The 20991-nt window shown below is 47.4% G+C and carries 15 protein-coding genes; 9 read left to right on the top strand and 6 right to left on the bottom strand.

The window, feature by feature from the left end:
- The first annotated feature begins 136 nt into the window (after positions 1-136).
- The 9 genes from RID53_RS03785 to RID53_RS03825 all read left to right on the top strand — a co-directional run bounded on the left by RID53_RS03785 (position 137) and on the right by RID53_RS03825 (position 14396).
- Entirely contained in the window at positions 137-1876 is a 1740-nt protein-coding gene (locus RID53_RS03785; RefSeq protein ID WP_446386843.1) for a DUF3352 domain-containing protein, read from the top strand.
- A 225-nt stretch (positions 1877-2101) separates the two neighbouring features.
- Complete coding sequence (locus RID53_RS03790; protein WP_446386844.1) at positions 2102-2782, top strand: phosphoribosylanthranilate isomerase; 681 nt, start codon at positions 2102-2104, stop codon at positions 2780-2782.
- Positions 2783-2836: 54 nt separating this feature from the next.
- Positions 2837-3112, top strand: coding sequence for a hypothetical protein (locus tag RID53_RS03795; protein ID WP_446386845.1), 276 nt, complete (start codon positions 2837-2839; stop codon positions 3110-3112).
- Positions 3113-3570: 458 nt separating this feature from the next.
- Positions 3571-4347, top strand: coding sequence for a hypothetical protein (locus tag RID53_RS03800; RefSeq protein ID WP_446386846.1), 777 nt, complete (start codon positions 3571-3573; stop codon positions 4345-4347).
- Between the two features lie 199 nt (positions 4348-4546).
- The gene (locus RID53_RS03805; protein ID WP_446386847.1) at positions 4547-5341 is read left to right on the top strand and encodes an alpha/beta fold hydrolase; all 795 of its coding nucleotides are present in this window, start codon (positions 4547-4549) and stop codon (positions 5339-5341) included.
- A gap of 45 nt (positions 5342-5386) precedes the next feature.
- Complete coding sequence (locus tag RID53_RS03810) at positions 5387-6817, top strand: hypothetical protein (protein ID WP_446386848.1); 1431 nt, start codon at positions 5387-5389, stop codon at positions 6815-6817.
- A 425-nt stretch (positions 6818-7242) separates the two neighbouring features.
- Entirely contained in the window at positions 7243-9420 is a 2178-nt protein-coding gene (locus RID53_RS03815; protein ID WP_446386849.1) for a caspase family protein, read from the top strand.
- Positions 9421-9743: 323 nt separating this feature from the next.
- On the top strand, positions 9744-13115 hold the full coding sequence (locus RID53_RS03820) for a tetratricopeptide repeat protein (protein WP_446386850.1): 3372 nt from the start codon (positions 9744-9746) through the stop codon (positions 13113-13115).
- Positions 13116-13673: 558 nt separating this feature from the next.
- Positions 13674-14396 (top strand): Uma2 family endonuclease, encoded by a 723-nt coding sequence (locus tag RID53_RS03825; protein WP_446386851.1) that lies wholly within the window; start codon positions 13674-13676, stop codon positions 14394-14396.
- A 46-nt stretch (positions 14397-14442) separates the two neighbouring features.
- On the opposite strand, the gene RID53_RS03830 is transcribed toward RID53_RS03825, so the two are convergent.
- The 6 genes from RID53_RS03830 to RID53_RS03855 all read right to left on the bottom strand — a co-directional run bounded on the left by RID53_RS03830 (position 14443) and on the right by RID53_RS03855 (position 20941).
- The gene (locus tag RID53_RS03830) at positions 14443-14802 is read right to left on the bottom strand and encodes a four helix bundle protein (RefSeq protein ID WP_446386852.1); all 360 of its coding nucleotides are present in this window, start codon (positions 14800-14802) and stop codon (positions 14443-14445) included.
- An 87-nt stretch (positions 14803-14889) separates the two neighbouring features.
- Entirely contained in the window at positions 14890-17136 is a 2247-nt protein-coding gene (locus RID53_RS03835; protein ID WP_446386853.1) for a glycoside hydrolase, read from the bottom strand.
- 102 nt (positions 17137-17238) lie between these two features.
- Positions 17239-17493 (bottom strand): NifU family protein, encoded by a 255-nt coding sequence (locus RID53_RS03840; RefSeq protein ID WP_446343276.1) that lies wholly within the window; start codon positions 17491-17493, stop codon positions 17239-17241.
- A gap of 628 nt (positions 17494-18121) precedes the next feature.
- Entirely contained in the window at positions 18122-19150 is a 1029-nt protein-coding gene (gene dusA / locus RID53_RS03845; protein WP_446386854.1) for a tRNA dihydrouridine(20/20a) synthase DusA, read from the bottom strand.
- Between the two features lie 115 nt (positions 19151-19265).
- Positions 19266-19499 carry a hypothetical protein gene (locus RID53_RS03850; RefSeq protein ID WP_446386855.1) on the bottom strand — a complete coding sequence of 78 codons (234 nt, stop codon included), beginning with the start codon at positions 19497-19499 and terminating at the stop codon, positions 19266-19268.
- Between the two features lie 365 nt (positions 19500-19864).
- The gene (locus RID53_RS03855) at positions 19865-20941 is read right to left on the bottom strand and encodes an aromatic ring-hydroxylating dioxygenase subunit alpha (protein ID WP_446386856.1); all 1077 of its coding nucleotides are present in this window, start codon (positions 20939-20941) and stop codon (positions 19865-19867) included.
- Between the last annotated feature and the right edge of the window lie 50 nt (positions 20942-20991).

Here is a 20991-nt window from a genome sequence, read left to right on the forward strand (position 1 = left end):
AAGGTTGTTCACCCTGATATCACTAAACCCGCCCCGATTAGAGTGCAAGTCACCTTCAACAAAGGACATAAGACGTAGCTTGCTTCTCAAGGGAAGCGAGTATGACGAATGACATAAGACAAATGACATAAGACAAATGACAATGAAACTACGCTCGTTTTTTTATGCCTTAGCAGCCAGTGTGGTAATGTTGCTGTTACTCGCTGGCGGTGGCTGGTTCTGGGTCAGCGCCCACAGTCCCCTAACTCTCTTGCAGGAACAGGAGGTCAAGACTCCCACAGCGGCGATTTTTGTGCCGAAACAAGCCCCCGCCATGATATCGTTGCTCGTGAATCCAGACCGTTTGGCAGCGTTGCGGCAAGTGTTGGTTCCACCCCAGAAGCGACGAGGTGCGATCGCGGAATTTAAGCAACTGGAAAATAGTCTGCTGGCGAATTTGGGGCTGGATTATCAACGGGACATTCAACCCTGGATTGATGATGAACTGACCCTGGCGGTAACGTCGTTAGATGTTGACCGGAATCCCGAAAATGCGGCACAACCGGGATATTTACTCGTTTTTACCACCAACGATCCTGAAGCCGCGCAGGAACAGGTTTATTCTCGACTCGCGATTACCGACCCAGCCGATTTAGTGGTTGAATCCTATAAAGGGGTCAACCTAATTTATCAATCCTCGAATCCCCCAGGGAAAAAGGTTGCAGAGGATACAGACTCTCGTTCCATCCCGGATACCTTAACCAGCGCGATTGTGGGCGATCGCTTTGTCCTCTACGCCAATCAGCCTAAGGTCTTGCGGAATGCGATTAATACGGTACAAGTACCTGATTTGAGTTTGGCAGAAAATTTCGATTATCAACAACTGCTGCAAAGTCTGACCGAACCGCGTATTGGATTCAGCGTGGTGAATTTACCCGCCCTAGCCGCTTGGATTTCCAATCAACCGATTCCTAATCGTGAGTCATTTGAGGCGTCTAAAAGCTTGGCGATTACCTTGTCCCTCACTCGTCAGGGGTTGTTAGCACAAACGGCGATTCCTCGGTCAAAATCGAGTCCAGAATCGATTACCCCAGTCTTATCCCAGCCTGTTGATGCCCTCCAGTACATTCCCACCCAAAGTGCGTTAGCAATTGCTGGGGTGAATTTAAACCAATTTTGGGAACAACTGTCCACCCGACTGGAAACCGATGAGAATCTCAGTAGCTTACTCGACCAAGGAATTGCCCAGTTAGAGTCTCGTTGGGGGATTCAATTACCAGAAGAGATTTTCAGTTGGGTGGAACAAGACTATGCCTTATCCCTGTTTCCTCGACCGGATCAACCGAATCCCGACTGGATTTTTGTGGCGCAAACGGCTAACAATGATCGGGCAATTGACGCGATTGAGCATTTGGATATCGTCGCCAAACAGCAGGGACTCAATGTGGGAGAACTCCCGTTTGGCGATCGCACGACGACGGCGTGGACGAAGTTGGTGACAGCGAAAGCGCTGAAGAATCGCCAAGATGGGTTGTTAAGTCTACAAGCCCAAGTTCGGGGGGTTCACACCACGGTGGGAGACTATGAAGTGTTTGCCACATCCATTGAGGCGATGGACGCCGCCCTTGGGGGCGTGAAGGATTCACTGGTTCAGAACCTAGACTTTCAGAACGCGATCGCGGCTTTACCGACTCGAAATGATGGGTATCTCTATCTCAACTGGTTAGAGAGCCAACCCTTAATTGAGCGTCAGCTTCCCATTTTGCGGGTGGTGGAACTCATTGGTCAACCTTTATTTAACCACCTGCGATCGCTAACCATTACCAGTTATGGTATGAATCAGGATGTTCAACAGAGTCAGTTATTTTTCCAATGGGTTGATCGTTCCTCTGGCTAAAACGAATTAGTCTCGGAATAGAGTTATCATCAACAAGGTAGGGGCGACCCGCTTAGCTTAATTAACAACGCCAGAAACAGGGCGGGTTTACATAAGTTACCAGTTTTTGCTTACATGGTATCGGTAAAACCCGCCCCTACAGACGGTCGGGTCGCCCTCTACTAAATTGGGTCGGGTCGCCCTCTTCTCAAACCTTTATATCAGAACGTTTTTCATAGGAAGTTGATGGAACCAACAATCCGACCCAGAGTTAAAATTTGCTGCATTAGTAGCATGAACGAAGCCAATTTAGCCATTCGTTATGGCGCTGCTGCCATAGGCTTAGTATCCGAGATGCCCAGTGGACCGGGTATGGTGTCTGAAGGCTTGATTGCCCAAGTCACCACTAAAGTCCCTCCGGGTGTCTCATCATTTCTACTCACCAGTAAATTTGATACCTTAGCCATTGTTGCCCAGCAACGACGCCTAGGCGTTAACACGATTCAGATTTGCGATCGCCTACAGTGGGGAAGCCATGATGATTTACGTCAGGCATTACCTGGAATTGCCATTGTCCAAGCGATTCATATTACCAGCGAAGCCGCGATCGAGGAAGCGTTAGCCGTTGCGCCCTCTGTTTCTGCATTGATACTCGATTCGGGGAATCCCCTGTTACCAGAAAAAGAACTGGGCAGAACCGGGCGAGTTCATGATTGGACGATTAGCCGACGCATCCGGGAATTAGTCAACGTGCCTGTTTTCTTAGCGGGTGGACTCACTCCAGATAATGTCAAGGATGCGATTCAAGCCGTTCAACCCTTTGGCGTGGATGTCTGTAGTGGGGTTCGCACGAATGGCAAATTAGATGAGGGTAAACTCTCTGAGTTCTTCAATCAAGTGTATGAAAGTTTAACGCTCTTTGAGTGAGGCAAAGTAAACACTTGAGGTTAGAATGGATTGCAAAGCTTAGAGCCATTGCTTATGCTGCGTACATTTCGGGCTATCCTGAAGGGCAATTTGCTGGAATGGCAGGAGGAAGTCAATCAGGGGCTTCAGGGCGATTGTCCGGTTCAGGTTCTAGTCACTTTTATCCAGGAAGAACCGCTGATTACAACCCACAGCCGTGGGCAACAAATGGCGGCAGTAGTAGAACAATTAGCGCAGACACAGGTATTTTCAGGGATCGATCCTTTAGTATGGCAGCGCCAGAGCAGACAGGATCGTGAACGTCCAGGGGAAGTCAATGATGCTACTTGATAGTAACATCATTATTTACGCGACTCGCCCCGAATATGTCTGGTTACGTGAATTCATTACTTTGTTTGTCCTGGTGATCGCGATCGCGTCTTTGAAGAGGATTTTATTGACGTCATCTTTAACTCACTAAACGCCAATAGCAAGCTACGTAAGGGTTTGAAGCTTGTATTTACATAAATTAACATAGTTTCATTTATTTCCATCAACCTACTTACAGTTATTTCAGCCTAAAGATAGGGTATTTTTCACCAGGCATGAGTCTAAGCTGAAGTGTATTCAACGACACGAATTTACCGAAAAACTATGCCGAGAGCCTCAGTTGAGTAATACATAAAAAAGATTACTCAAAATTATTCACATTTTAGTTTATTCGTCAACCCCTATTACTGGACTGGTGTTCTGGCAATTATACCAACCCTATATCTCTATATACGGAATAAAAAATAAGGAGCAATTTCATGGCAAACGATCGAGACCAACAGAACAACGTAGAAGTTCTTGAACAAGGCAACATCTACTTCTGTTACCGACCCAAAGTCGAAGAACATTCTGTCGAAGGACTTGATGATGTGCAGCGGTTCTACATAGTTCTGAAACCTCACGGAAAGGCATCCTATCGCCTGATTGTAGTCGGACAAAAACAACTACCAGAAGTGAGCCAGCATGGGCAACAAACTTGGGGCTTTGTCGAAAGTGTCAGTAGTGACGCCAAAAAGATTGAGCAGGGTTTAAGAGAAAAGACCTATCAGACAAAAACCCGAGGCAAACGAGAGCAACCTGCTGCCCGTTCCGTTGGCGAAGGGGTCTATGATCTGGTGCTTCATAACGATCACACTCATCTTGTCTATGCCCTGGAACTTCCGGAAGAACAAGGTCAGGCGCAGCAGGAACTACGGATCGAACCGGAAGGAAGTTATATTCTTAATATCAAAAATCCCGATAAACCATCTCCGCAGGGCGCTGGCTTAGGAGAGGAGCAAAAAGTTGACTTCCCGCAACACCTGCAAAAACAGTTTGAAAATCATCGTTTTATTGCCGCCAACCCCCCAGATTTTCTCGATTACAGTGGCGCTGAAATGGTGTTAATTTCAGCCGCCGCCGATGTTTCTAAAGAACTCGGTATCGAACTCGATCCACAATCAGAAACCGAAAGTACGGCGGAAATTCTGAATGATCTGCGGATGCGTAAGTCACGCCATCCCATTGAACCACTTCTAACAGGAGAATGGCGTTAATTAGAGATGTCAAATCCTTACCGTTCCCCGTTACACACCGAGCGAAGCCGAGGTGTTCCCCGTTCCCTGTGCCCTGTGTCCTTGTCCTCCAACCCTTACATAAACGTAGCTTGCTTCTCGATGAAAGCGAGTATGACAAATGACAAATGACAAATGACGACCCCCGCCGTTAACTTTAATTTTGCCCACCTACTTAATAATGACTTTATCTGAAGAAAAACTGCAACGTCAGTACACAATGGTTGATGGTTTGTCCATACACGATCGCAGATCGGCAGAGGCGCTACCCGAAGACGCTCCAACTGTGATCCTGATCCATGGACTGGTGGTTTCCAGTCGCTATATGATGCCCACCGCTGAGTTACTCGCACCCGTTGCTCATGTCTACGCGCCCGACTTGCCCGGTTATGGTGAAAGTGATAAGCCAGACTATATGCTGGAGTTACCTGAATTAGCCGATATTTTGTGTAAATGGATGGACGCCGTAGGAATCGAGAAGGCGACAATGCTGGGGAATTCCTTCGGCTGTCAAATTATTGTAGAGTTTGCCATCCGTCATCCTCATCGTATCGAACGGGCGGTGCTTCAGGGACCAACAATGAATCGGCACACCCGCACCTTCGGGGAACAGTTGTGGCAATTGATTCTAGACTCACGCTATGAAGATTCCTCCCAAGCACCGATTCAACTCTACGATTATTGGCAGGCTGGTTTGCTGCGGGCTGTTTGTACGATCCAGATTGCCTTAGCCGATCGCATCGAGGCAAAGCTTCCCGACGTACAAGTCCCCACCCTGGTTGTGCGCGGTGAAAAAGACCCTCTGGTGCCACCGTATTGGGCAGAGGAAGTCGTGGAACTGTTGCCCCAAGGTCAATTAGCCGTGATTCCTGGGGGCGGACATACCCTCAATTACAGCGCTCCTGTAGAATTGAGCCGTATAACAAAAGCGTTCCTAGAGGCAACAAAATCGCATCAGTTGACACAGGAGATCTAAGTGAATATACCTTTTAACAATCGCATGTTGACTTCTATGTTGGCAATGATGCGAATAGCCCCCCCTTACATTGCTGACTTTGACTCCGCCTCAGGGATGCTGCGGGCGACGGCGGCGTATTTACGGGGGGAAGATTTTCCCGGAGTCGGTATCGCACCACCTGTTACAGAACCCCTCATCGCCCTAGTGAACCAGTTACCCCGTTCTCTCCAGGAATCGATTTACATTCAGGGTAGTGCAGGTGAAGCCATTGCCGCTGATCAGTTAGGGAATGTCAGTGCTGATGCTGTGGCTCAATGGATGGTGAGTGAGTATCCCCAGCGTTCCTACCCAGCCGTTGCGATCGGTTCTTCCTGTGGGGCGTTGGTTCATCTCTACGCCGCTTTGGACATGCCATGGTTACCCCAAACCTTTCTCATCCCAGTAAAGCATCCAGGGATTGATCCAGACGAGCCAAAAAAGATTTTAGAGTGGAGTAAACAACCCGCTAGGGATCTACTAGAGGCTAATCCTGATCTCACGTTATATCAGATGCATGATCCGAGTCAGGATCGGCTGACGAGTCAGGGAATGAGCTATTTTCGCGTCAAGCGCTTGCGCTTGGGTAAAACGTATGAGCGCTTCTTGGAGAATTCGTTACCCAGAGGCGGGACAATTTTTCTCGTCGAATGTCAGCGCACCTTCCCGACAACTCAGATTAGCGATCGCCATATTTTCCAGTTTGGCGCATTAGGTGGTGCAACAGCAGAAGAGTTCCTCCACGGTGGCGAACGAGTTGCTCAGTTTCTGGAGAAATACCAGTCACCTCTGCGACAATGGGACGCACCCACTCCAGATCGCGATCGCCCCGAGGCGGAGTGGGGCTTTGAGCCAAGCCTACGCGAGGATGTGGAGCGTTTTGCCCGTCAGCGAGGGTATCGGGTGCGGCGGATCACGTTTGAGCAACCGGAGGATATGAGTCCCTTTGTGGCTGAATTTTATCGGTGGTGGTACAAGCAGCGTCAGATTGTTTCCAATCGGTTATTAGTTGAATCCTTTATCCTGCAAGAACCGTTTTGGACGTTGCGAACGGGTTCAGTACCGTTTTGGATGAAGTTTAATACGGAAGTGTCTTTCAATTGGCTAAACCAATATTTAGACAGTACAGACGCTTATGATGAGATCTACATGATGCTCTTTTCTCATGGAACAGATTCCATCGGTTTGTCTTCGATTGAGGATTGGCGTACTGTTCTCAACCGCGCCCGTTTACGGGGTGAGTTTGTTGGCGTAGATGAGGACAAATATCCCAGGGATTTTGCCACGTTTATGCACTACTACACCGATTTACCGAAGACGATTCGGGTACGTTACCCACTCCCTGAACCCCTAGCCCTAGAGAAACTGGATCAATTTATTGGTGAAAGGGGCGATGAGTTTCCCGTGCATTGGAGTGATGATGTGTTAGGCGATGTTCAGGGAGGAAAACGTTCATAGTTTGTAGTCAGGGCTTTAGCCCTTATTCCCCACGCGATCGCTTATCAGGATGAACCAACCCATCGTGCGATCGCGCAGCATCACCCCAGCCTAGAGGTGATTCAATTTATGCATATTTTCCCTCAAGTTGAGAGATAGTAGGTATAGTAAGCCAGCAATCGGTACTCTGTAACTTTCCCTTGGGCAAGTCTCCAGATCCGTTGAATGAGTCTAAATTCCAGCATAACAGGGGTGGGAAAGTATAGCGGTACTAAGACAGGTTAGGACATTCTTTACTGTTACCTGTTACCTGTTACCTGTTCCCTGTTCCCTGTTCCCTGTTCCCTCTTGGGATCAACTGATGTCCTAACATATCCTCGTAGTGCTATAAAAATACAATCCAAAAATGTGGGTGAAGCGTCAACCCATAATCCAAAATTGTTATCATGTATCACCTTTCTCGCCGTCACTTCTTACAATTTGCTGGCTCAACTTTAGCCACCTTGGGATTAAGCCAGTGGGATATTATCCAAAAAAGCCATCGCTATGCTAAAGTTCTCGCCCAAGATACTCCACGTAAGTTGGCGCTGTTAGTCGGAATTAATCAGTATCCCAATAGCGATCGCTTCGGCAATTTAGCAGGCTGTGTCACAGATGTAGATTTGCAAGAATACCTGCTGATTCACCGTTTTGGTTTCCATCCCCATGATATTATCAGCTTAACAAGTGATGAAACTCCGGACAAGCAACCGACTCGCCAGATAATCTTAACTGCGTTTGAAGAACATTTAATTAAACAAGCAAAACCCGGAGATGTCGTTGTTTTCCATTTTTCCGGTCATGGTTCCCGATTATACGACCCAAATTCCCTCCAAAACTGCCCCAACCAAATTGTTAATGATGAATTGAATAGCACGTTAGTTCCGGCGGATGACGGGCAAAATGGCATTGCACTAGATATTATGGGACGCAGTTTATTTCTGCTGATGTCGGCGTTAAATACTGAAAATGTTACGGCAGTACTGGATAGTTGTTACTCTGGGGGTGGCACTCGTGGAAACTTTCGCGTGCGTTCTGTTTCCGGTAAAGAATTTCAACCCAGCCCGGAAGAAATTGCCTATCAAAAACGCTGGATGGAAATGTTACAACTATCTCCGGAAAAAGTTACTAATCGGCGCTGTCGGGGAGTCGCTAAAGGGATTGTTGTTGCCTCCGCGCAACGGGATCAAGAAGCTTTAGATGCTTATTTAGGTGGCTTTTATGCGGGGGCGTTTACCTACCTGATGACACAGTATCTCTGGCAGCAAACAGATACGGTAGGAAATGCTATTGCCAAGATTGCTCACAACATAAAGTCCCTTTCTCGTCAAGTGCCGTTAGCGGATGGCGATCGCAATCGTCCTATCTACTTTTTTAACCGACAAGTGCCTCCTGCGGATGCGGTGATTACCCAAGTTAACGGTGACGAGGCAATGTTGTGGCTGGGGGGAGTTGGGAGAGAAAGTTTGGAAGCGTTTCAGCCGGGTGCTACATTTGCAATGGCAAACGATGGGGGACAGAATTCTGGCAAGGTAGAGTTGGTATCCCGTGACGGTTTGTGGGGGGAAGCGAAGTTGGTGGAAACCGATGGAGTGACTTCGCTGCAACCGGGAATGCTGCTGCAAGAATACAGTCGCGTCATTCCGGCGAATCTCACTCTCCGCCTCGGTGTCGATCCGTCACTTTCGGGTGAGATTAATCTACTACAAAATGCGATCGCGGCTCTGCCTCGGACGGAAATTATTCCCGCACAACCGGGAAATGTTCCCTATCCTGGCGGCGTGCAATCTATCCTCAGTCGGGTGAGTGTCGATTCTTATCGGGAATTGCAACGGGATGGGGTTGCTAATCTTCCGGCGGTGGGTAGTATTGGTTTATTTACCGAAGCCTTTGTCCCCGTACCGCGATCGTTTGGTGAGGTGGGGGAAACGGTTACGGATGCGATCGAACGTCTCGAACCCAAACTAAAATCCTTTTTAGCTACCTATATTATTAAAAAAACGCTCAATGCAGGGGCTTCTCAACTGAATGTGGAGGTGTCGATGCATTTGGTAGAAAAACCGGAACGGGTACTTGCTAGAACAACGACAGGGCGAGAGCAAGCCAGTCAAGAGTCAGTGTATCCCAACCGCTTACCCGTACAAAAGCTGTTTCAGTTTCGCGTCACGAACCGGGAAAGCGAACCCCTGTATCTGACAACGCTGTTGATTGACTCTACGGGTGGGTTAGTGGTAGTGTTTCCTTATCTTTATCCCACGTCTAAGGAAGGGATGCGCTTAGATCCAGGGCGCACTTTAACGATTGGCGATCCGAAGCAATTGAGGTTACAGGCGAGGGAAAGCGGAACGGCTGAAGCGTTGGTAATTGCTAGCCGCACGCCGATGGAAAGGGCGGTTAAAACGTTGGTATCGTTAGCGCAGGAGTTGAATCGGAGTGAGGGGGCGTTGGCGTTGAGGGAACCTGTTGAGGTGGTTGGGGATTTGTTGGCGGATTTGAGTGAGGAACGCAGTATTGCGGCTGTGAGAGCGAGGCGTATCAGTACGGCGGAGATTGCGACGTTGTCGATTACATTTGAGGTGAGCTGAGAGGATGTTTGAGAAGTCTAAAATGTCATGCTGAACGGAGCGATAGCGTAGTGAAGCATCTCGAACCGCAACGCTACACAGAGATTCTTCGCGCTCCACGGAGTTTACCCTCGAACCCTTCACTTCGTTCAAGGGCAAGCTCCGTGAAGGGTTGCGCTTAGAATGACAAGTGACACTTTTCAAACACCCTCTGAGCGAGTGTGGAGAGTTCGCATACAACAAGCGTTCATTTCTCGATAAGTTGAGTAATTTTTTGCATAACCTTCTCCGTAGGGGAGATATGTACGAGCAGTTTGCTAACCCATTAATAGAGAAAGTTGTCTATGTATCGTCATTTATACCGTCTTAGTGTTGTTACTGCCTCCTTACTCATTGGGGTGAGTTGTCCGTTACCAGGGGTGGGGAATAGTGGGGGAAGTGGTGCTGCTTTGGCGCAGGCGCAGACAAGAGAAGAACGGAATAACGAGGCGCTGCGCCTATTAGAAGTAGGAGTTCAGCAGTATCAGCAAGGTCAGTTTGGAGAAGCTTTGGAGACGCTTCAAACTGTTTTAGTTATTGTCAGAGAAACTGGAGAGCGCCAATATGAAGGAATAACTCTCCTCGGTATTGGGAGAGTTTACCAAAGCCTGGGACAGTACCCACAAGCGTTGGAGTCTTTTCAACAAGCTTTAGCCATTGCCCAAGACATTGGTGATCGGGCAGGAGAAGGTACAAGGCTCAGCAATATTGGGTCAGTTTACCGCAACCTGGGACAGTACCCACAAGCGTTGGAGTTTTATCAACAAGCCTTAGCCATTGTCCAAGACATTGGTGATAGGAGAGGAGAAGGTGCAACACTCAACAATATTGGGGAAGTTTATCGCAATCTGGGACAGTACCCACAAGCGTTGGAGTTTTATCAACAAGCTTTAGCCATTCGCACTGAAATTGGTGATAAGAGAGGAGAAGTTACAACACTCAACAATATTGGGTTAGTTTACGACAACTTGGGACAGTACCCAAAAGCGCTGGAGTCTTATCAACAAGCTTTAGCCATTCTCCAAGACATTGGTGACTCTTCAGGAGAAGGTGCGATACTCAGCAATATTGGGTTAGTTTACTCCAACTTGGGACAGTACCCACAAGCGTTGGAGTCTTTTCAACAAGTCTTAGCCATTGCCCAAGATATTGGTGATAAGAGAGGAGAAGTTGTAACACTCAACAATATTGGGGTAGTTTACTTAAACTTGGGACAATACCCACAAGCGTTGGAGTCTTTTCAAAAAGTCTTAGCCATTGCCCAAGATATTGGTGACTCTTCAGGAGAAGGTAAAACGCTCAACAATATTGGGTTAGTTTACTTCAACTTGGGACAATACCCACAAGCGTTGGAGTCTTTTCAACAAGTCTTAGCCATTGCCCAAGATATTGGTGACTCTTCAGAAGAAGGTAAAACGCTCAACAATATTGGGGCAGTTTACGACAGCCTGGGACAGTACCCAAAAGCGCTGGAATATTATCAACAAGCTTTAGCCATTGCCCAAGATATTGGTGACTCTTCAGGAGAAGGTAAAACGCTCAACAATATTGGGTTAGTTTACTCCAACTTGGGACAATACCCAAAGGCGTTGGAGTCTTATCAACAAGCCTTAGCCATTGCCACGGAAATTGGTAACCGGGCATTGGAAGGGACAACGCTCAATAATATTGGGGGAGTTTATCGCAATCTGGGACAGTACCCAAAAGCGTTGGAGAATTATCAACAAGCCTTAGCCATTCACACGGAAATTGGTGATAAGAGAAGAGAAGGTTCGACGCTCAACAGTATTGGGTTAGTTTACTCCAACTTGGGACAATACCCACAAGCGTTGGAGTACTATCAACAAGCTTTAGCCATTGCCCAAGATATTGGTGACTCTTCAGGAGAAGGTAAAACGCTCAACAATATTGGGGCAGTTTACGGCTACCTGGGAGAGTACCCACAAGCGTTGGAATATTATCAACAAGCCTTAGCCATTCACAAGGAAATTGGTAACAAGGGAGGAGAAGGGACAACGCTCAACAATATTGGGGAAGTTTATCGCAATCTGGGACAGTACCCACAAGCGTTGGAATCTTATCAAAAAGCCTTAGCCATTGCCACGGAAATTGGTAACAAGGGAGGAGAAGGGACAACGCTCAATAATATTGGGGGAGTTTACGCCGACCTAGGACAGTACCGACAAGCGTTGGAATCTCATCAAAAAGCCTTAGCCATTGCCACGGAAATTGGTAACCGGGCAGTAGAAGGTACAACGCTCAACAATATTGGGTTGATTTACAATATACAAGGTAAGTATTCCCAAGCCGAAATCACCTTATTCGCAGCTATTGAGGTTTGGGAGTCACTGCGACAACGAAACTTAAAAGATGACCAGAAAATCTCCATTTTTGAACGGCAAGCGACTACCTACCTTTGGCTGCAATATGCCTTAGTCGCACAGAATAAAATTGACAAAGCCTTAGAAATTGCCGAACGCAGTCGCGGACGTGCCTTGGTGGAGTTATTAGACTCAAAACTCTCACAAAACCCCAGCAATCAACTCAATATCAAACCCCCAACCCTTCAAGAAATTAAGCAAATTGCCTCTGAACAAAACGCCACACTGGTTCAGTATTCCACAATAGGGTATGAAGCTATCTACATCTGGGTTATCAAACCCACCGGAGAAATTGCCTTTAAACAAGTAGACCTCAAATCCCTGAACACATCCCTACAAGAACTTGTTACCACCAGCCGTGATAATATTGGTGTCAGAGGTCGCAGTCTCTTCGATGTAACCGTCGTCAATCCCCAACCCGAAAACTCAACCGAAAAATTACGGCAACTCCATAAACTACTCATCGCCCCCATTGCCGACTTGCTACCCAAAGACCCCAACGAGCGAGTCATCTTCATCCCGCAAGCCTCCCTCTTTCTCGTCCCCTTCCCCGCCCTGCAAGACGAGCAAGGCAACTATTTAGTCGAAAAACATACCATCCTCACCGCACCCGCCATCCAAGTTCTCGACTTAACCCGCAAGCAGAAGCCAAACACTCAAAACTCAACCGGAGATGTGCTAGTCGTCGGCAATCCTACCATGCCCAAAATCCAATTTGGGGAATTAGTTGCCAACTTAACTCCTCTCCCTGGTGCAGAACGAGAAGCCAATCAAATTGCCGACTTCTTCAACACCGAAGCCCTGATAGGTAGCCAAGCCACCAAAGCAGCAGTGATGGAGAAAATGCAGCAGGCACGCATCATTCATCTAGCCACCCACGGCTTACTCCATGATTTTAAAGGCTTTGGCGTACCAGGAGCGATCGCCCTTGCCCCTTCCGGTAAACCTGATGATGTAGTTGATGGTTTACTCACCGCCGGGGAAATCTTCGACATGAAACTCTCTGCTGATTTAGTCGTCCTCAGCGCTTGCGACACCGGGCGCGGCGACATAAAAGGAGATGGTGTCATTGGCTTATCTCGCTCGTTAATATCTGCCGGAGTTCCCAGCATTTTAGTCTCCCTCTGGGCAGTTAACGATGATTCTACCGCCTTTTTAATGACAGAATTTTACCGCAATTTACAACAAAATCCTGACAAAGCCGTTGCCCTACGTCAGGCAATGCTGACAACAATGAAACAATATCCTAATCCTAAACAATGGGCAGCATTTACCCTCATCGGTGAGGCTGAGTAATCAGCACAGAAGCGAACCCTTGGAACGAAACTCAACCCCATCGTTAGCCTGTTGGGTAACGCTTACGCTCTACCCAACCTACAAGAGCATTTTGGTAAAACTGACATGCTCCCGATAGACAGTGCGATCGCGTGTGGATTAGAACTTGGAAAAGAAAACCTGTTTTCTTATGTTATAATTTTATTCGGTCGTTGTACCCACCTAGCTGACTAAGAGGCCACCCTTTGGGTATAAAGTATGTACTCGGCAGAGACTAGGGAATCAGAAAAGCCGCTGGATCTAAAGATGTCCATGCTGCTCTGCCCGTAAAATCGGAAAACCTTACAAGCTATCTAAGAATTTCTGCCTTGGGAATCAGGGCAGCTGCGTGGGTTCTCCCATTGAGGAGATAAAGGTTAGGTGACTAACCAGAAACGCTGAGTAAGACCAATATACTTTCGGGTATGGCGGCATCGGCGAATGAGACACGAAGCTTACATCATAATCTTCGATTTGATGTAGGTAGTTCACACTGTAATAGTAGAGCGATCGCTACTCTAGCCCTGAAACTATCTCCCCATGACTTCCACCGTTCCCTCACCCAACTCCACTCTCCCCAACCATACCCAACTCCCCGAATCTGATGGTTCTTTTGTGAAGAATTTCCAAGAACATCCCCAAAGTATCCTATTAACGGATTCTATAGAACCTATTCTCCAAGAACGTCATCCTAACGGGCGTTATTGTATTGGTCAAGATTGCGGGATTTATTGGCGGATGACAGAACCCCCCGAACGCGGTGCAGAAGCACCCGATTGGTTCTATGTCCCGAATGTTTCGCCAACCCTCAATGGTCAAGTACGGCGTTCCTACGTCCTTTGGCAAGAGTTAATTCCTCCATTTATTGTCTTAGAATTTGCATCAGGGAACGGCGCAGAGGAAAGAGATAGAACCCCTTTATTTCCAGAAGAAGGCGGAATGCAAAAGCCAGGTAAATTCTGGATTTACGAACAAGTGATTCGTCCAGCATTTTACGGCATTTATGAAGTCAGCCGTGCCAGTATTGAAGTCTATCACTTGATCGAAGGTCAGTATCAGGTCATTCCAGCCAACGAACGAGGTCATTACGCGATCGCACCTTTAGGACTAGAATTGGGAATTTGGCAGGGACAGTATCAGAATATCGAATTACCGTGGCTGCGCTGGTGGGATGACCAAGGCAATCTTCTGTTAACAGGTCGTGAACGATCAGAACGGTTAGCTGCACAGTTACGAGCTGCGGGGATTGAACCTGAAGTTTAGGAAATCGCCCAGACTCCAAGATATGCGATCGCACAGAGAAAAGAGTTCAAAAATTTCCATAGAAGTTTTGGATAAAAGACTCCAACAATTCTTTCACCTCAACCACACCACTGACCAAACGATCATAGTCCGTAGCACTCAGCAATTCCAACTCATAACACAGCAGCAGATAATACTCCACCTCAATCGCCGAATCCCTCGCCAGCCGCAGGAAGCTGAGTCTGTCTTCCGCCTCCTCGCGATCGCACCCCTGAGCAATTTTAATCGGAATCGCTGCACAAGCCAGACGAATCTGTTGAGTTAACCCCAGTAATTCCTCTTCCGGAAACCCTCTAGTCACCTGATAAACCTCAACGGTTAACTCGTGGGCTTTATTCCATTCTTTCAACTTACGAAAATCCGTCATCCTTCAAATTCTCCTTTGCTCATCAATTGGCTAAATTGTTCATCATTCATAGCGAAAAAAACCATGAACAATGAACAATCAACCCGTTTACGGCACTTGTAACCCCACCAATTTATCCTCTGGGATATAACTGCGGAACATGCCATTATCCGCAGAAACCATTACCAACTGCAGCAGATAATCCGGTTCCACCTGCAAATCTGCCCAGGGAACAGCCACTTCTAAACACTGCTTCAGCGCAACTTGGGCGCGACTTTTGCGGGGATGCCAGTGATAGTATTCTCCGGCTTCTTCTAACCACGTCGAACCCGTTAACAAATTAATCCCTAAATGGTGGTGAAATAAATAGTTTACCGGGGCAGTATCAGGAACCTCAGCTAAAGGGGCTGGACTATTGTGAACCGTGCGATTCGGATAAAACCATAATAAATGCAATTCCGGGGGAATATCCTGACCAATTTGAATCCCGGCTTGAAAATCCAATCGCAGGTAAAAATTCAGGTGATCCAAACCATACCATAACCGCTGAATCACACTACTGCGGTGCATCGTTCCCCGTGCGCCACCTACTTCGATCCGACCCGCTTTATCCCAATCTTGCTCATCGCCAAAGCCATCAATCACTGGATGAATAAAACTCAGAGGTCGGTGATCGCCTTTCGATTCGTAGGTGTCTAGAGGTTGCTTGAGACTGGCAGGAATTGGTTCATTTAATGCCTGATAAATCCCAGTCAAATGTTCCCGGAATAACTGGTCAAAAATAGCATCTTGGTTGGATGAATGACCCTCACCAAACCACCAAAACCAATCTGAACCTTCCGCCGCATATAAGGCTTCCCAGACTTCCGGATTGTTGTCTGGTGTGGCTTCAGGATGATTGGCTAAGGTTTGCCGCGCTTGGGTGAGTAAATCCCATGCCCGATTCTTCACGGGGTCACCAATCCAAGTGCTAAAACTACCATCCACCCATGATCCACTATGCAGTCGATCGGCTGGAAGTGTAGCATTAGGAGGAAACTGATCCAGAAATTCCGACACCGTAACCAATTTTATCTGCGGATGCGCCGAGAGTTTTTCATACAGTGAGGTAAGGAAAGGAATCCCGTCTTTTTGGTAAAATTCCCAGCAATTCTCTCCATCCAAGGCAATGGTTACTAGCCACGGTTGATCTAATCCAGTCCCTCCCTCTTGCTGTAGGCGTTTAATCGAACGGGAAATCGCTTCTAAGTGGCTGACAAAATCCGTTGACGCCTGCTTGGGTTCCATTGATCCGTAGGAAAAGCCAATTAAATCCGATAAGCGGTGATCCCGAAACACAATTGCCAAATTCCCCTGGGGTGTCTCTAAGCGATAGGGGCGATAGAGTAACGTGGGTTCCATCAGGGTTCCGGTTTCATCCCGGTGGAAAAAGTGCTGCACTGTCCACCCCAATACCGCCTCATCGGAACAAATCCACTTAAATCCTGCCTCGGCGATATAGGGTAGAATGGCTGGACTCACCGACTGTTCTGAGGGCCACAAGCCGCGTGGTGTGCGTCCAAATCGTTCTTCATACATCTGCCACGCTTTTTGCAGGTGACGGGGAATATCTTCTTCCCACCGAAAACGCTGTAGGGGTAAAGTCATATCCGGAATCGCCACCCGTCCGGAATCGGTATTTGCCAGTAAGGGTAAAATCGGGTGAGTATAGGGCGTTGTTGTCACCTCCAACTGACCCGCCTCTTGCATCTGGCGATGTTGAGGGATGATGCGCTTAAGGATATCTCGTTGTTTAGAATAAATCCGCTGGCGATCGCTTAATGTAAAGTTTCGTCCTTTTTCCAACCAAGCGGCAATTTCTGGGTCATCCCAAAATATTGGGTCAATCCACGCCAAGTTATGCCATGCCAGTAAATCGCTGAAATCCTGATGCGTCCAATGATCTGCACACCAAGTTTTCCCTTTTTCTTGCCGCATCTCGTATAGTTCGGCATATCGAGGATGGGGGTCAATCAGGGTGCGGTGATTGGCATCAAAAAAATGCTCAACGATAAACTGTCGTTGATCCAGCTTGAGTTGGTCGGTTGGCGTCAGGGTCAACTCCAGATAGGGGTCAAAGGCTGTCCCCGCCATGTAATCTTCCAACTGCAAAATCAGCGACGGCACCAAGTTGACCGTTTGGTGTAACTTAGGATAGCGCTCTAACAATAGCACTAAATCCAAATAATCTTTCGTCCCATGCAGCCGCGCCCAAGGGAGGCGATACCGTCCATTTGAGCCGGACACGCTGTTGCGACTTTTATAGAGAGGTTGATGCTGATGCCAGATAAAGGCGACGTATAACGGATGACTCATCGTTAATAGTAAACGTTAAGGGTCTAGAGTTTAGGTGTGAAGAGGGGGTTCTCTCACTTTATAACTCTTAACCCTTAACGCCAAACTAAAAACGCAGAATAATTACATGACTTGTTCAACTTCCACGATTTCCGGGATAAATTCCCGTAAGCGGCGTTCAATACCCATTTTCAGGGTCATGGCAGAACTGGGACAAGACCCACAAGCACCTTGTAGCCGCAGTTTTACAATCGGACCGTCGATTTCAACTAAATCAACGTTACCGCCATCAGCCATCAGGTAAGGACGCAATTCATCGAGGACAGCTTCGACATTTTCCGAGGTTAATGCTAAGGGGGGAGATAGTGTTTGAGCCATAATTCACCGAGTTTGACAGCACAACTACGTCAATCCTAGCGTTCTTTGAGCATTTTGAATGGTTGTCATCCTATAGCCCAAGGCAGAAGGCAAAAGAGTCCTTACTGGTACCTTCTCGTTTCAGCCGTCAAGAACGTTCTCACCTGTATGGCGACAGGTATACCTTGAACTTGAATAAAATTTGGTGTATGAACCAATAGTTTGTTGGACTTATCGGGATTGTCAGGATTATCGGGGTTGTAGGGGCGAGTCGCTGCATATCGTAGGTGGTGTGAGAATTAATCTATCTCGACTCGCCCTTTTCTAAAGGTACGCGGTGTCCGATAATTCCTGATCAGCCGTCATGCATTTAAATTGGGTATTAGTAGCGAGCAAGATGCAAAGCCTGCGGCATGGCTTCGCTAAACGCACTACAAGGATTTCGTCATTATTGACATTAAGGTTTAAATGCCGAACAGTTTACCTGATGCAGGGCGACCCGATAAAATTAAGGGTTGGGCGATATTAATTGTATGCGGCGGGTCGCCCCTACAATATATCCTGTAACTACCTCTGACCCAAAAAACAGCAAAATCTAACACTTCCTGTCGGCGTTCCTCAGACAAGCGATTCACGATCGCTTTCCATTTCATCTCACACTCAGGGACGAGTTAGGTACTTTCGCCAAGGCTTCCCGCATTACTTCAGAACCTACACCCGGAATACAAGATTTTTCGGTTAAATGTCGCTTCCAAGCACGACTTCCAGGTTGTCCAGAAAATAATTGCAGGATATGGCGGGTAATTTTATTCAACTTCAATCCTTTTGCCACCCAATGATCAATATAATCCAACATCCCTTCCACAACCTGATGGCGAGTTGGCGCTATACCTTCCTGACCAAATATCTGACAATCAGCTTGAGCAAATAGATAAGGATTATCGTAGGCGGCGCGTCCAATCATTACCGCATCGACAAATTTTAACTGTTCCTGTACCTGTTCTAAACTCGTAAATCCGCCGTTAATCTCAATAAATAACTGGGGAAATTCTTGTTTTAGGCGATGCACATCACTATACCGTAAAGGCGGAACTGTGCGATTTTCCTTGGGACTTAATCCCTGTAACCACGCCTTCCGCGCATGGACACTAAAGTGTTGACATCCGGCTTCTGAGACAATACGGACAAAGTTTGCCATGTCCTCATAGCGATCGCACTCATCTATGCCAATCCGATGCTTGACGGTAACTGGTATTGTAACCGCCTGAATCATCGCTTCCACCCCCCGCGCCACCCGTTCCGGTTGCGCCATCAGACAAGCACCAAAGTTCCCATTTTGCACGCGATCGCTCGGACATCCTACGTTAAGATTAATCTGGTCATACCCCATCCCTTCAGCAATTCGGGCGCATTCGGCAAGTTCTAGGGGATTATCTCCCCCCACTTGCAGCACTAAGGGTTTCTCTTCGGGGGAAAAACCCAACAGGCGATCGCGATCGCCATGTATAATTGCTGCACTGGTTACCATCTCGGTATAGAGGAGAGTGCAGCGGGTAATCTGGCGCATAAAATACCGAAAATGGCGATCCGTGCGATCCATCATCGGTGCAATACTTAACGGATAAGTTACCGGGATGGTGTGAGGTTGAGGTAGAACGACGGTATTGGAACTGACCATTGGGTTGTAGAATTTGTCTGGATGCGATCGCGGTTTGTATCAGATCCAGACTAACAACTCAGGGACTTCCCAAACATATAGCAGACAAGCTACTTAAGTGAACGACAACACCTGATCACGATCGATCTTCAATCCCAATCGTTAAATCTTCTAACGCTTGTTCGACTTCACCCAATTCCTGTTCCGTGGATGGATCAAGTTCCTCTGTCGCCTCTGAGTCAGTATCGGCTTCATAGCTTTCCATCACCTCATTAACAGCATCTTTGTTCAATGTGGGATCGTGGGTAACGCGGGTAGCATCCTGATTTTGGCGGATTGACTGTTCCTTTGTCATGGGTAATTGATTCATCTGTTCGCTTTTCCTTTATCAGGATGACTCCAATCCATGCCATAATCATCTATCTTCAGCTTGAGAGCGATCCTTCCCCCTAACGCTGGACAACTGTGGACACAGCCATTCGGTGTGACAGATTCGGTGTGACAGATATAGCAGTTCGCTCTGGTGTATTTACAACTCCCTTACCTGAAGCTGAGTCCAGATGAGATGTTCGTACAAACAAAGTGTAACTAGACCAGCGCGAAGCGCTATAGCCAGTCTGAGCTAATGTTATGTTAATGCAGCATGGCAGAAATAACTGACCCGCTAAAATCTCCCCTGTTTCCCCTGCTTCCATAGAGATGCTCAGAAACGTTTGCCTTCATGCACCATCCTCATCAGTAGTCTTGATCATCCCCAGGCTCAGCATTAGCCGCCTGGAGTAGTTGAAATTGCCGCCGAATCAACCGCTGCACGGCAATGATTGCGGGATTGACTTCCACATAGCGACGCTGGGGATTTGCCAGATAGGTTCGCTGCTCACTTTCCATCATTTCAATATCTTGATTGAGAAATCGCATAAATACAAACCGTTCCAGTATGGTAGACAAGAGGGGGTCGAATAGCTTACGGAACCATGGGGGTAGGGGAACCTTGAAAAAGAATAGAGCAAAGGAGCGACTTTCCGTTAATCCGATGGGGAGGCGCATCAGGTAGAGGTTAGAGACGCCTTCTAGAGAACTGTAATAATGGGGATAGCGATACTGTACCGATATCGTGCGCCGAGTCACTTGATCCGCGCGATCGCTTAACCCTAACCATTGAGCCATACGCCCTTTATAGGAGACATCGTACTCCGCACAGACGGTATTTTCCGTTTCCTGCAACCGCTTGAGAACTGGATCAAACCATCCTTGCAGGTTTTGGTGCAAAAATCCATGAAAAACATCCATGGAATTTTCATTACAGATAGAAAAATGAGACTTCATCCTGGCACTCACGGGAACCATAAACCAGTCCGGATGGTCAAATTCTGGCATATCTGGCGGTTGACAGGTTTTGGCTAAGGTAGGATCTCCAGGAAAGATCCAAATCAGCTTGTATTTTTCCTGAATCGGATAAGTACGGACTTGAGCGCAGGGTAGTTTCTGTTCTGGGGGAAAGTAGGGAATGCCTACACACTTTCCTGCACCATCAAACTGCCAGCCATGATAAGGACAGGCTAAATACTCATCTTGAACAATGCCTTTATGCAGTTCTACACCTTTGTGAGGACAAGCATTTTCTAACGCATGGAGTTGACCGATGGGAGTCCGGTAAACGGCGAGCGATTGTTGCCAAATCTTGACAGGTAAGATTTTACCCGGTTGGATTTGATTTGCCCAAGCCACGGGATACCAGTAGTTAGGGTTAATCCCTACTTCTCTAATCACGTTTTGCACGTTTTGGCTAGTTAGCGTTGTCGCCAGTTCCATATCGGAGCCTCTGTTGTCGATTGACCATATTTATCTTGTAATTTTTTAGG

This window comes from Coleofasciculus sp. B1-GNL1-01, from assembly GCF_040220235.1.
Classification (GTDB): domain Bacteria; phylum Cyanobacteriota; class Cyanobacteriia; order Cyanobacteriales; family Coleofasciculaceae; genus Coleofasciculus.